Genomic DNA, 13,670 nt, shown 5'->3' with positions numbered 1-13,670 from the left:
CCATTTGATACGTAATCATTCATTCTACCCCCATTGGGCAGAGCTTGCTAGTTGGCATATGCTGTCAGCATTGACGATTATCAAGTGCAAAATCAGTCATTCCGGATGTTTTAAACCTTTTCCAAGTAAAAATATCTCCGATGATTTGTCCTTGCTCGCTTTAGGTTTTTTATTCATGACGAGTTTGAACTCATCCTTAAACATATTGACAATATTATTGTAACTTGGTCCATGAAAACACTTGACCAGTAAAGAGCCGCCGGGCTTTAAGTGCGCGCGCGCAAAAGCAATCGCGAGCTCAATGATGTATTCCACACGAGCCGCATCCACCGTCGAATTTCCTGACAAATTGGGCGCCATATCCGATAAGACAAGATCCACCTTTCGTCCCATGAGTTTTGATTCCAGCTGATCCAGAACTTCGTCCTCACGGAAATCTCCCTGAATAAACTGGACATCCGCAATCGGCTCCATTGGCAACAGGTCCAGAGCAAATATTTCTCCCAGAATCCCCCCACCTTCCTTGCCAGCGAGCTTGTTTCTGACATACTGAGACCAACTACCCGGTGTTGCACCCAGATCCACAATCACCTGTCCCGGCCGGATCAGTTTTTCAGCCTCATCAATCTCTTTCAGCTTATAAACAGCGCGCGCACGGTAACCCTCTTTTTGTGCCAGCTTCACGTAAGGATCGTTAATATGATCGTGGACCCAATTTTGATTGAATTTATTTTTTGCCATTCGCGTAAAATACAGCCTTGAAAGGAATTATTATGTTAAAACTTACGCCCGCCGAAAGAAGCGAACTCAGATCCGAAGCCCATGCATTAAAACCGATTGTATTGATCGGTGAAGCTGGACTGACACCTGCCGTGCTCAAGGAAATCGATGCTGGCCTCAATGCACATGGACTAATGAAAGTCCGGGTTTTTGGTGATGACCGCGAAGCACGTATCGCCATGTACGACGCAATCTGCGCAGAACTGAAGGCAGCACCGGTTCAGCACATCGGCAAGCTTCTGGTAATTTATCGCCCCAAAACCGACAATATCAAAGAAACCAAGCTGGTTAAAAAGGGAAAAGGCCTGCGCGAAGTCACGATCGTGAAACCCAGTGCCAGCGGCACCAAAAAACCGACTGTTTCCAAAGTGATGGTTAAAGGTAACGAACGTGTTACTCAGGGTGGCAATGTCAAACGCGCCAAACCCCGTCAGGCCAGCATGAAGAAATCGTCTTTGGGGAAATAGCAAAGCAATCAGGCATCTGCCACAGACAAGATGACCCGGCGCAAGCCGGGTTTTTCTTAACCGCTATACCTTTTTACTCATTCGCATAGCGTTCAAAAACGGACAAGATCAGACGTACAACACTTCCAGCACTTCATATTCACGAATACCGGCCGGTGCCTGAACACCGACCACATCTCCGGCATATTTGCCGATCAATGCGCGCGCAATCGGAGATGTGATAGAAACCTTGCTGAGCTTAATATCCGCCTCATCTTCGCCAACGATCTGATAACTGACTTTCTGTTCGTTCTCCAGGTCTTCAAGATGCACTGTTGAACCAAACACCACACGACCTTCCGCATCCAGCGTAGCCGGATCAATAACCTGCGCAGACCCCAGCTTTCCCTCCAGTTCTGCAATGCGACCTTCAATAAACGCCTGGCGCTCTTTCGCCGCATCATACTCCGCATTTTCAGACAGGTCACCCTGAGCGCGAGCCTCTGCAATCGCATTAATAACGGCAGGACGCTCCTTTGTTTTCAAATTGTGCAATTCCTGCTTTAACAATTCTGCACCAAACTTGGTGATAGGCACTGTACTCATATTATTCACATTGATCAAAGTAAAAATACAGAGGTCACAGCCGACATAATTAACACTATGCCTTTTGTGACCTCTGTATCAAAAATTCAGTGCCGGAAAAACTACCGGCACCCTTGTTTGCGTCAGTTTAAGGTCTTATGCAAGCCTTGTAAATCATAAACATGCAATTCGTTCAAATAACGCATACCTTCAACCGCCGCCTCTGCACCGGCAATCGTGGTAAAGGTAGTTGCACGCGCAATCAGTGCTGAAGTGCGGATTGCACGGGAATCGGTAATCGCATTACGTTTTTCCTCGACGGTGTTGATGACCAGAGCAATTTCATTATTTTTGATCATATCAACAACGTGCGGGCGACCTTCCACCACTTTATTGACAACAGACACCGGAATTCCTTCCGCTGCAATCGCCGCAGCCGTCCCTCTGGTCGCAACAACAGAGAAGCCCAGCTCGACCAGATCTTTGGCCACTTTGACGCCGCGCGGCTTATCGCTGTTTTTGATGCTCAGGAAAACTTTGCCGGAAGTTGGCAACTTCACACCGGCTCCCAGTTGTGATTTCACAAAAGCTTCGCCGAAGGTCTTGCCCACGCCCATGACTTCACCGGTCGATTTCATCTCAGGTCCGAGAATCGTATCGACGCCGGGGAATTTCACGAACGGGAATACCGCTTCCTTCACACTGAAATACGGCGGCACCACTTCTGCACCGATACCTTGCGAATCCAGCGACTGACCAACCATGCAGCGCGCCGCTATTTTGGCCAGTTGCAAGCCGGTTGCTTTCGATACATAAGGAACAGTACGCGAAGCACGTGGATTGACTTCCAGCACAAATACTACGTCCTGCCCCTCTTTGTGCTGAATAGCGAACTGCACGTTCATCAAACCGACTACGTTCAGGCCTTTTGCCATCAGCGCGGTCTGGCGTTTGAGTTCCGCAATCGTTTCTTGGGACAGAGAATATGGTGGCAAGGAGCACGCAGAATCACCAGAGTGAACACCAGCCTGCTCGATGTGCTCCATGACACCACCGATGAAAGTACGATTACCGTCTGACAAACAATCGACATCAACCTCAATCGCATCATTTAAGAAACGATCCAGCAATACGGGAGAATCATGTGATACCTTGACCGCTTCACGCATGTAGCGCTCCAGATCGCGTTGCTCATGCACGATTTCCATTGCACGTCCACCAAGTACATAAGATGGACGCACCACCAGCGGATAACCAATTTCCTGCGCCAGCGCGAGTGCCTCTGCTTCAGTACGTGCGGTGCGGTTTGGCGGCTGGCGCAAGCCAAGCTCCTGCAACATTTTCTGGAAACGCTCGCGATCTTCCGCCGCGTCGATCATGTCGGGAGAAGTACCGACGATAGGTACGCCGTTCGCTTCCAGGTCAAGTGCCAGCTTCAAAGGTGTCTGACCGCCATATTGCACGATGACGCCGACTGGTTTTTCCTTATCGACGATTTCCAGCACATCTTCCAGCGTCAGCGGCTCGAAATACAAACGATCAGAGGTGTCGTAATCTGTCGATACAGTTTCCGGATTACAGTTCACCATGATGGTTTCGTAGCCGTCTTCACGCATCGCGAATGCTGCATGCACACAGCAATAATCGAACTCAATACCCTGGCCGATACGGTTAGGACCACCGCCCAACACCATAATTTTCTTCTTGTCGGTCGGATTTGATTCGCACTCTTCCTCGTACGTCGAATACATGTAAGCAGTATTCGTTGCAAATTCGCCGGCACAGGTATCCACGCGCTTGTACACCGGACGCACGTTCAGGGCCCGGCGTTTTTCACGGATAGCCGTGTCCGTGGTTTTCAGCAGTTTGGCGAGACGACGATCAGAGAAACCTTTTTTCTTCAGCGTCAGCATCATGTCTTTATCGATGCTATCCAGACTTTGTTCATCCAGCCACAATTCGATATCGACAATATCTTTGATCTGCACCAGGAACCAAGGATCGATGTGCGTCAGTTGATGCACCTCCTCCATAGTAAAACCTTGAGCAAAGGCATCACCCACATACCAGATACGATCCGGGCCAGGCTCACCCAGTTCTTTTTCCAGAATTTCGCGATCCTGGGTTTTTTCGTTCATGCCATCGACGCCAACTTCGAGACCGCGCAAGGCCTTCTGAAAAGATTCCTGGAAAGTGCGGCCAATTGCCATCACTTCACCAACGGATTTCATTTGCGTCGTCAGGCGATTATCTGCCTGTGGAAATTTCTCGAATGCGAAGCGTGGAATCTTGGTCACAACATAGTCAATTGACGGTTCGAACGACGCCGGCGTTGCTCCACCGGTGATTTCGTTGCGCAACTCGTCGAGCGTGAAACCGACTGCCAGTTTCGCCGCGATTTTAGCGATCGGAAAACCGGTTGCTTTCGATGCCAATGCTGACGAACGCGAGACGCGTGGATTCATTTCAATGACAATCATACGTCCATCAGCCGGATTGACCGAGAACTGCACGTTGGAACCACCAGTATCAACACCGATTTCACGCAATACTGCCAACGAGGCATTACGCATGATCTGATACTCTTTATCCGTCAGCGTTTGTGCCGGAGCAACAGTGATTGAGTCACCAGTGTGTACGCCCATCGGATCCAGATTTTCGATGGAGCAGACGATGATGCAGTTGTCCGCCTTGTCGCGCACGACTTCCATCTCATATTCTTTCCAGCCGATCAGCGATTCTTCAATCAGCAATTCATTGGTCGGCGATGCTTCCAGACCGCGCTTGCAAATCGTTTCGAATTCTTCCGGATTGTACGCAATGCCGCCACCGGTGCCGCCCATCGTGAACGAAGGACGAATGATAACCGGGAAGCCAACATCCTTTTGTACTGCCCAAGCTTCATCCATCGAATGCGCAACGCCGGAACGGGCAGAACCCAAACCAATTTTGGTCATCGCATTCTTGAATTTCAGTCGGTCTTCTGCTTTATCAATCGCCTCAGGCGTTGCGCCGATCAGCTCAACTTTGTATTTATCGAGCACACCGTTGCGCCACAGATCGAGCGCGCAGTTCAGCGCAGTTTGTCCACCCATGGTCGGCAGAATAGCATCTGGTTTTTCCTTGGCGATAATGCGTTCAACCACCTGCCAGGTAATCGGTTCGATGTAAGTCACATCGGCCATTTCCGGGTCGGTCATGATGGTCGCCGGATTGCTGTTGACCAGAATGACGCGATAACCTTCCTCGCGCAAAGCCTTACACGCCTGCGCACCGGAGTAATCGAATTCGCAAGCCTGTCCAATAATGATAGGACCAGCGCCGATGATTAATATGCTTTTTAAGTCTGTACGTTTTGGCATTTATTATTCTCCTGTTTTTGCCGTGGTCATCAATGCGGTGAAGCGATCAAACAGGTAGGAAATGTCGTGCGGACCCGGAGACGCTTCAGGATGCCCCTGGAAGCAGAAAGCTGGTTTATCAGTACGCGCAAAACCTTGTAACGAACCATCAAACAAAGACACGTGCGTGACACGGCAATTTGCAGGCAAGGAAGCCGCATCAACTGCAAAACCATGATTTTGCGAGGTGATCAATACTTGTTTCGTATCCAGATCCTGCACCGGATGGTTTGCGCCGTGGTGACCAAATTTCATCTTGAGTGTTTTCGCACCGGAAGCCAGCGCCATAATCTGATGCCCCAGACAAATGCCGAAAGTCGGAATGCCTTTTTCGATCAATTCTCTCGCAGCAGCGATCGCATAATCACAAGGCTCAGGATCGCCGGGACCATTCGATAAAAATACGCCATCAGGATTTAACGCCAGCACATCAGCAGCATTTGATTGCGCCGGCAGCACAGTGACCTTGCAACCGCGCTCAGCCAGCATGCGCAGGATGTTGCGCTTCACGCCGAAATCAAAAGCAACGACGTGGAATTTCGGATTGGTGAGCTGACCGTAACCCTCACCAAGCTTCCACTCAGACTCGGTCCATTGATATGCCTGTTTGGCCGATACGACTTTCGCCAGATCCATGCCGGACAGTCCCGGGAAAGATTTTGCTAGCGCGATCGCTTTTTCCGCATCATCCCCCACCAGAATCGCACCGCCCTGCGCACCTTTTTCACGCAGGATGCGCGTCAGTTTGCGGGTATCAATACCGGCAATCGCGACGATGTTCTGAGATTTCAGATAATCGGAAAGGGAGGATTCGGAACGGAAATTGGACACCAGCAAAGGCAGGTCTTTAATGATCAGGCCGGCAGAGTGGATTTTGTCAGACTCAACGTCTTCGGCATTGATGCCGGTATTGCCGATATGCGGGTAGGTCAGCGTGACGATCTGGGAACTATAGCTGGGGTCAGTCAGAATTTCCTGATAGCCTGTCATCGAGGTATTGAAAACCACTTCGCCGACAGTATGACCGGCAGCGCCGATCGCATATCCTGTGAAAATGGTTCCATCTGCAAGAGCAAGTATCGCGGTGTCCTGGCCGGAACGAAGAAGGGACTGCGGAATGGGCAGCAAGGGCAACTCCTGTATTGTTACCGCCGCTGCGACGCCCCAAGCTGTCGTTTTCCCCAGGCCGAGCAAAGTTGCCGCGCAGCCTGAAAAAAGATAATGGAGCGATGTGAATTTGGGTAGGCGCTACGGCGAGATTTCGGATTAGTTAAACCCTCGAATTATAGCCTGAAACAGCCTTTCAGGCAAATTCCCGCCGCAGAAATCCTGCGCCATCATCCGCAAATTGCATCCGGCTGCACGAGGGTGTGATCAATGTGCCATCATCCCATGCAGCCTTGAACCAAATTACAGTCCCAGTGCTGCAATCCCTGCTTTAGCAATCTGTGCATCTTCCTGGGATTTGACACCTGAAACACCAACTGCGCCTACGCAAAATCCATCTGCCATGATTGGTACGCCGCCTTCCAACATACCCTCCAGCACAGGCGCACTCAGGAATGAATAACGACCATTATTGATAATGTCTTCATAAATTTTGGACTCACGCTTGCCCAACGCGGCAGTTACCGCTTTGGCAGGTGCAATGTGCGCAGAAATCGGCGCCACGCCATCCAGACGCTGCAGCCACATCAGATGCCCGCCATCATCGACAATCGCGATGACCACCGGCCATTGGTTCGCCTTCGCTTCTGCTTCGGCTGCAGCCGCAATTTTTTTCGCATCATCCAGAGTCAGCATTGGTTTGGTTTGCATCTTTTCCTCCATGTCAAAGTGCCGCGATTGTACGCCAGAGATCGATAATCAGGAGTAAAAACAGTTTTGCCTTCCAGCCTGAGTTTTCAGATTAACCAGAGAAGCAGTCAAAAGGTTTACATTGTTTGTAACTTCGCTTAAAGTGGGGCGGTTTTCAAGGACAGGGCCCCAAAGATGCAGAGAAACGTTTCCAGGATTATCAACTTTAAAAGATTTGCGCTCCTAGCGCTGCTCGTTGCGTCCCTGCAAACCACTTTCTGCCAATCCGCCTCGGCTGCCGACACCCTCACTTCCGGCACAGACACTTCCTCTTCCACACTGAGCAAATTACAGGAAATCCGGCAACGCGCCGCCGACCTGACCATGAGAGCCATCGATTTCATGGGTATCCGCTACAAGCGTGGCGGCAGCACTCCTGAAAACGGACTGGATTGCAGCGGATTCGTCCGTCTGGTGTTTAAAGATGCGCTGGGTGAAAACCTGCCCCGCACAGCCGCAGAGATCAGCCGCGTCGGAGAAAACGTGGACCAGAAAGATCTGCAACCCGGCGACCTGGTGTTCTACAACACATTGCGCCGCGGCTTCTCGCACGTTGGTATTTATCTGGGTGACAATAAATTTATCCACTCGCCATCAGCCGGCGGACAGATTCGTGTTGAAAGTATGGATATCGCATACTGGAAAAAACGCTTTAATGGCGCCCGCCGCATCAGCGAAGAAAACACCAAGCAGTAATCATGATGACCTCGCCGGATACAACTCTCCGGCAAAAGCAGATCAATAGTGCGTTCAGGAAACACTCTGCAGATGCTCCGTCCTCATTACGAGGGCAGTCAGCGCCCCCCATAACAGATGCGCACATACTCCCCCTGCTTTTCAATCAATCCAGCCTGATACCAGTGTCAATATTGGCACCTGAAACATACTCCCCGGAGTATGCTTTCATTCAATTACCGCTCCTGCAACAGTCTGATTTTTTGCCTTAACTCTGGCATCGCCAGCATTGCCGCTTTTTCACCAGCCAGAATCGCCAGATTGCGCCCTGCAAAATCACTGCCTTTCATACTCGGCAACTCAGGACGGATCACGATATCGGCCTGCTTCAGTTCAAACTGATTAATGCTCTGCCCCATGATGGTCACTGTCTGCAGCAGAATATCGATAGTACTGCTGCCACTCTGGGTTTCTGGCTGCTGGGAAATATTGACCGCGATTACCAGATCGGCCCCCATATCACGCGCAAACCGGACTGGTACCGGCGCCACCAGACCGCCATCGACATACTGCCGGTCATTGATTCTGACTGGCTGGAACACAGCCGGGACCGCCGAAGACGCGCGCACTGCGGTGCCAGTGTTGCCCCTCTGGAACAACACAGCCTGCCCAGTGGACAAATCGGTCGCCACCGCACCAAACGGCTTTTTCAATTTTTCAATAGGCACGTGACTCACCATGCGATTGACGTACGCCTGCAAAGCATCGCCCTTTAAAACACCACTGGATTTAGAAAACAAAGGTAAAGACCAGTCAGAAATGGTTGCTTCATCCATTTCCAGCGCCATCTTTTGCAGGGCAAAGCCATTATTCCCCGCCGCATACATGGCTCCGACAACACTGCCCGCACTGGTTCCCACGATCACGTCAGCAAAAATCCCCTGCGATTCCAGCGCCTTGATCACGCCGATATGCGCAAAACCGCGGGCAGCCCCACCTCCCAGCGCCAGTCCGATCCGGACAGGACGAGGTGTTTTTTGCACCGCTACCGGCGCGGCTTGCTGCGTAACCGCTCCCTGAGTTGCAAGCGGCGTCGTGCCACAGGCAGACAGCATCAGCGCCGTGGTTGCAGCCACCAGCATAGGAAAAACATCAATGCGCCGACGCATTGCATTCAGTGAAGAAAATATCGACATAAACCTGCGATCCCAGCACAAAAATCAAACGCAAACAAAACAGGGCAAAAAAATGACGACCGCCCGCGAGAGGATGAAAGCCATCCCAAAAGGCAAAGATTATATGACCTTCCCGGTAGGGCTGCACATCCTCATAAACGCAAAACATCATCGATCAGTTCATTTTGAACGATTTTAAAGGTTGATCACTTTATTTTCGGCACAATAAAAACCAGACCGGACATCAAACATCAGATGAAAATTTCGCAGCACTGCCTATAACGATGCAAAGCTGTCATCATATTGACATATTCACCATTGATAATTGCCCGATCATCCGGATCAGGATGAAAAATAAGCGACCTGCTCAATAATGATTTACTTCAAAAAGCAATCGATTGCGCAATCGTTAAAATCATTTAAAACAAGTCTATAAAAATCCACTGGGAATCATCCAATGAAAAAACTTATCTGGCTTTCCCCGCTGGCAACGCTCACGCTTGCAGCCTGCGGCAACAGCAACATCCTCAGCACGACTCCGGCTATCCCTGAAGGTACCACATTGAAAGTGGCGTTGCTGGAAACGACAGACCTGCATCAGAATATCCTGAGCTACGATTATTACGGACTCAAAGCAGACACCAGCCTGGGACTGGAGAGAACCGCAGCCCTGATCAACTCTGCACGCGCAGAAAACCCGAACACTGTTTTGCTGGATGATGGCGACGTGATTCAGGGCACACTGCTGGGCGATTACCAGGCTGTCGCCTCCCCGGTTCCTTGCAGCGGCACCATGGCGATTCACAAAGTCATGAATGCCTTGAAATACGATGGCGCCGGCGTTGGCAACCATGAATTCAACTACGGCCTCAATTTTCTGAGCCAGATCACCAATACTGATTTTGGCATCAGCGATGTGACCAAACCAAGCAATTGCGGCGCCCCGAGTTTCCCTGTGGTGCTGGCCAACGTGGTCGGCGCAACCAGCCAGAAGCCGATTTTCAATCCTTACTCTATCATTCCGAAACAGTTCTCCGCCATCAAACCGGATGGCACTTCCATGAACGTCACGCTGAACGTTGGCATCATGGGCTTTGTACCGCCACAGATCATGGATTGGGATCAGAAATATCTTGCCGGCAAAGTCATGGTGAACGGTGTCGTTGAAACCGCAAACCAATATGTTCCCGAAATGCGCAACAAAGGCGCCGACCTCGTCGTCGCACTGTCGCACGGCGGCCTGGATGCATCGGCGTACAGCCCTAAAATGGAAAACGGCAGCCTGTATCTGACGACTACCGGCATCGATGCACTGATGCTGGGCCACTCACATCTGATTTTCCCACAGGCGAAAGAAGTCAACGCGCCGAAAATTGATGCTTCACTGGCTGCACTGCCTGTGGATAAAGTTGATACCGCCAAGGGTCTGATCAATGGCATACCGGCAGTCATGGCGCAAAGCTGGGGCCGCCGCCTGGGCATCATTCAGATGACATTGAAGTACCAGAGTGGAAAATGGGTGGTTCAAAAAGATCTGACCAACGTCGAAGCGCGCGGCTTCAAATACAAAGACGGCATTACCATCGTTGATCCCGACGCGTCTGTGGCACCACTGGTTGATACGGAACACAAAGCAACACTTGCTTATGCAACCCAGCCACTGGGCACGACAACCGATTTTGAAATGTCCGCCTATTTTGCACTGGTCGGTGATGTCAGCGCGATTCAGATCGTGAATCAGGCACAGATCGATTATGTTAAAAACTTCATTGCCAACTCCACCAATGCAACGATCGCAAGCTACAAATCAATTCCAGTAATTTCTTGCAGCGCACCGTTCAAAGCTGGCCGTAATGGCGCAACCGACTTTACCGATGTGGCGCCAACCGCCACCAGCACCAGTCCAGTCGGTCTCCAGGTGCGCAACCCGGGCGACCTCTATTTGTACGGCAATAACAATCTGCAGGCCGTTAAAATCAAAGGCTCCGATCTGAAAAACTGGCTGGAAACTTCCGCCAAACAGTTTGCCCAGATCAATCCGGCGCTGACCACCGAGCAGGATCTGGTTCCCTCCTACTCAACTATCTACAACTATGATGTGTTTTACGCTGAAAACAATGCACTGCAATACCAGATTGACGTCACCCAGCCAGTCGGAAGCCGTATCCTGAATCTGACCTATGCCGGCAAGCCGGTCGCAGCCACCGATGATTTCATCGTTGGCACCAATGATTATCGTGCTGGCGGCGGCGGTAATTTTCCGGGAATCGACGGCAGCAAAACCATCATCAAATCACCGGACGCCAATCAGGCTGTTGTCAGCAACTACCTGAAAAAGCAAAGCAAAATCACGCTGGCGAATAATGGTTCCGGACAGAGCTGGAGTTTTGTCAAAGTCGCGACGCAAGGTCCGGTCATTCTGCGCTCTGCACCTGGCAAACTGGCTGTTGCCAATGTGGCAGGTCTGGCACGCGTGAAATCCGAAGGTGCACTGGATGCCAATGGCTTCTCCAAATACGCCATTGACCTGAGCAAATAAGCAACTATTTTCAGAACCTTGCACCACCGCACTTCCATATTTAGTGGAAGTGCGTTTTCCCGTTTAAATAAACCATGAAAATATTGTTGATCGCCACCCTGTTCAGCCTGCTCGTCAGCGCATGCACGCCAGCCCCCAGCGCTCTGCCCACGACTGCTGAAATTGAATCAGCAGGAATGCGCGCCATGCACGGACGGCAATACGAAGCTTTTCAGCATCTCCGCAATTGGGCAAAGCAAGGAAATCCACAGGCACAACGTGAGCTGGGACTAGCGCTCAGCACCAGAACCGATCAGTATCAGGAAGCAATTCACTGGCTGGAGCAAGCCGCCAAGGCCGGCGACGCACAAGCGCAATTCGCCATCGCTGAAGCGAATTACAAATCAGGATTAGGTTTAACTCAAAATTTCACACTGGCCTGGCAATGGTATGAACGGGCAGCCAGCCAACACCACCCCAAAGCCAGCTTCATGCTCGCGCGCATGGCGAAATATGGGGAAGGCACCAGACAAGACCTGCCAACATCGGTTCACTGGCTGCAAATCGCCAGCGATCAGGGAAATGCGCAAGCGATGTTTCTGCTATCGAATGCCTATGCTGCAGGTGAAGGAATACAAGCGAATTCCCAAAAAGCCAGAGAATGGCTGGAACGTTCTGCCGAAGGTGACTATCCGGTCGCTATCCAGGCTCTCGCTCTTGAGCTGGGAGAATCCGTAGAAAAAGGAAAATCCCAGCAGACCGATGCGCAGATATCGCGGCATTTAATCAAAGAAGCGTCAGATGAGCGATTATTGAGATGGAATAGATACCAATAGCAAAGAAAAACAGGAAGAAACGTTTTTTATGCGTTATTTCCACATTTCATTTTTTGTACCCTGTAACAAAAAAGACGGCAGCATTGCACTACCGTCTTCTTATGCTTCGCCAAAAATAACGAGGAATCCGAGAAACCTCAATTCGCAATCATTGCGGAGTCATAATGCATCAATTGTCTTTCTACTTCGCACATAACCGGCACAACAGAAACAACCGGGGCTCAAAAAACAATAACTCTGAAAGTAAGATAATTTTTTATGCCGACCTCCCGTTTTGAACCAGTTACAGCTTCACTATAGGCTTTTCATCAAAAACCGGAAGAAAATTAAAACTATCTGCATCGGATACAAGATTGAGAAAATTAAATAAATTAAATAACTCAACCCTCCACCACATCATCAATGCAAAAAGTTTTTATTCCCCTTCCACAGAGAAGTCATTGCAGCAGCCCCCATCGAGGCGCCGAATTTCTTTAAAACCCTCTCCGGCAAACCATCTTTCTGCGTATAGTCGACAACGTTATCAGCCTTAAATACATCACGGGCAACTGAGTCGATCGTGCCAAAATCGTCCGCAAGTCCCATTTCAACAGCCTTACTGCCAATCCAGAACAAGCCGGAGAATGTATCAGGTGTCTCTTTCAGACGTGCCCCCCGCCCTTTGCGCACGACATCAATAAACTGGGCATGTATCTCATTGAGCATTGCTTGCGAATAAGCTTTCTGCTTTTCCGTCTGCGGAGAAAATGGATCCATAAATCCTTTATTTTCACCTGCAGTCATCATCCGGCGCTCGACCCCCAGCTTACTCATTAAACCAGTAAAACCAAAACCATCCATCAGCACACCGATAGAACCGACCACACTGGCTTTATTCACATAGATCTTATCTGCCGCCGAAGCAATGTAGTAGCCGCCTGACGCACAAATTTCATTCACGACAACATACAGTTTTTTATCCGGATACTCTGTCCTGAGACGAACGATTTCATCATTAATCATGCCTGCCTGAACCGGACTCCCGCCAGGACTGTTAATGCTGAGAATAACGCCAACCGACCCATCGTCTTCAAACGCGCGATCCAGCGCAGGAATCACCTCACGCGCGCTACCACTACCCTCTGAATCAATTTCGCCATCAATTTCGACTAATGCAGTATGGCGGCCAGGACTTTTCATTTCTATATCACTTAACCCTGCGATCTGGTAAATACCCAATACAATCAGTATCAGGGTCGTCAATTTAAAGAAAATTCCCCAACGCCTGCGTAAACGCTGTTCGCGTAAAGTTTCAAATGCCAGTTTTTCCAGGACATCCCGCTCCCAGCCAGCACTGGAAGCATTTGCGTTCGTTGTTACAGACGTATCCGTTTTGGGTGTTTGTTCATTTATCATCA

General features: G+C 50.2%; 12 protein-coding genes. 5 read left to right on the top strand and 7 right to left on the bottom strand.

Annotation, left to right across the window (positions count from 1 at the left end):
* Nucleotides 1-96: 96 nt before the first annotated feature.
* Nucleotides 97-741 (bottom strand): RlmE family RNA methyltransferase, encoded by a 645-nt coding sequence (locus HV832_RS09580; protein WP_176803616.1) that lies wholly within the window; start codon nt 739-741, stop codon nt 97-99.
* Between the two features lie 32 nt (nt 742-773).
* Here HV832_RS09580 and HV832_RS09575 point away from each other — a divergent pair, with 32 nt between their 5' ends.
* Entirely contained in the window at nt 774-1,247 is a 474-nt protein-coding gene (locus tag HV832_RS09575; RefSeq protein WP_176803615.1) for a YhbY family RNA-binding protein, read from the top strand.
* A 108-nt stretch (nt 1,248-1,355) separates the two neighbouring features.
* On the opposite strand, the gene greA is transcribed toward HV832_RS09575, so the two are convergent.
* From greA to HV832_RS09555, 4 genes are all read right to left on the bottom strand, one after another.
* The gene (gene greA / locus HV832_RS09570) at nt 1,356-1,832 is read right to left on the bottom strand and encodes a transcription elongation factor GreA (RefSeq protein WP_176803614.1); all 477 of its coding nucleotides are present in this window, start codon (nt 1,830-1,832) and stop codon (nt 1,356-1,358) included.
* A gap of 122 nt (nt 1,833-1,954) precedes the next feature.
* Nucleotides 1,955-5,173, bottom strand: a complete 3,219-nt coding sequence (gene carB, locus HV832_RS09565; RefSeq protein WP_176803613.1) for a carbamoyl-phosphate synthase large subunit — start codon at nt 5,171-5,173, stop codon at nt 1,955-1,957.
* A gap of 3 nt (nt 5,174-5,176) precedes the next feature.
* On the bottom strand, nt 5,177-6,331 hold the full coding sequence (gene carA, locus HV832_RS09560) for a glutamine-hydrolyzing carbamoyl-phosphate synthase small subunit (protein ID WP_176803926.1): 1,155 nt from the start codon (nt 6,329-6,331) through the stop codon (nt 5,177-5,179).
* 291 nt (nt 6,332-6,622) lie between these two features.
* Nucleotides 6,623-7,030, bottom strand: coding sequence for a GlcG/HbpS family heme-binding protein (locus tag HV832_RS09555; protein WP_176803612.1), 408 nt, complete (start codon nt 7,028-7,030; stop codon nt 6,623-6,625).
* Between the two features lie 174 nt (nt 7,031-7,204).
* Here HV832_RS09555 and HV832_RS09550 point away from each other — a divergent pair, with 174 nt between their 5' ends.
* The gene (locus HV832_RS09550) at nt 7,205-7,765 is read left to right on the top strand and encodes a C40 family peptidase (RefSeq protein WP_176803611.1); all 561 of its coding nucleotides are present in this window, start codon (nt 7,205-7,207) and stop codon (nt 7,763-7,765) included.
* Nucleotides 7,766-7,980: 215 nt separating this feature from the next.
* Here the strand turns inward: HV832_RS09550 and HV832_RS09545 are convergent, their stop codons facing one another.
* Nucleotides 7,981-8,913, bottom strand: a complete 933-nt coding sequence (locus HV832_RS09545; protein ID WP_176803610.1) for a patatin-like phospholipase family protein — start codon at nt 8,911-8,913, stop codon at nt 7,981-7,983.
* Between HV832_RS09545 and HV832_RS09540 the strand changes: the two genes are divergently transcribed.
* The 3 genes from HV832_RS09540 (at nt 8,900) to HV832_RS09530 (ending at nt 12,273) form a co-directional block, all read left to right on the top strand.
* A complete protein-coding gene (locus HV832_RS09540; RefSeq protein ID WP_176803609.1) occupies nt 8,900-9,118 on the top strand; it encodes a hypothetical protein in 219 nt (72 codons plus the stop codon). The two genes, HV832_RS09545 and HV832_RS09540, sit on opposite strands and share 14 nt — an antisense overlap.
* Before the next feature lie 258 nt (nt 9,119-9,376).
* Complete coding sequence (locus tag HV832_RS09535) at nt 9,377-11,458, top strand: bifunctional 2',3'-cyclic-nucleotide 2'-phosphodiesterase/3'-nucleotidase (protein WP_176803608.1); 2,082 nt, start codon at nt 9,377-9,379, stop codon at nt 11,456-11,458.
* A 74-nt stretch (nt 11,459-11,532) separates the two neighbouring features.
* Nucleotides 11,533-12,273, top strand: coding sequence for a tetratricopeptide repeat protein (locus HV832_RS09530; protein WP_176803607.1), 741 nt, complete (start codon nt 11,533-11,535; stop codon nt 12,271-12,273).
* 399 nt (nt 12,274-12,672) lie between these two features.
* Here HV832_RS09530 and HV832_RS09525 read toward each other — a convergent pair whose 3' ends face one another.
* Nucleotides 12,673-13,668 carry a S49 family peptidase gene (locus tag HV832_RS09525; protein ID WP_176803925.1) on the bottom strand — a complete coding sequence of 332 codons (996 nt, stop codon included), beginning with the start codon at nt 13,666-13,668 and terminating at the stop codon, nt 12,673-12,675.
* Nucleotides 13,669-13,670 lie beyond the last annotated feature (2 nt).

Origin of the sequence: Cognatundibacterium oligocarboniphilum (assembly GCF_013377855.1) — a bacterium.
In the GTDB taxonomy this organism is placed as follows: Bacteria; Pseudomonadota; Gammaproteobacteria; order Burkholderiales; family Burkholderiaceae_D; genus Undibacterium; species Undibacterium oligocarboniphilum.
Note: the sequence above shows the minus strand (reverse complement) of the source record. Positions and strands in the feature narration are given on the sequence as shown.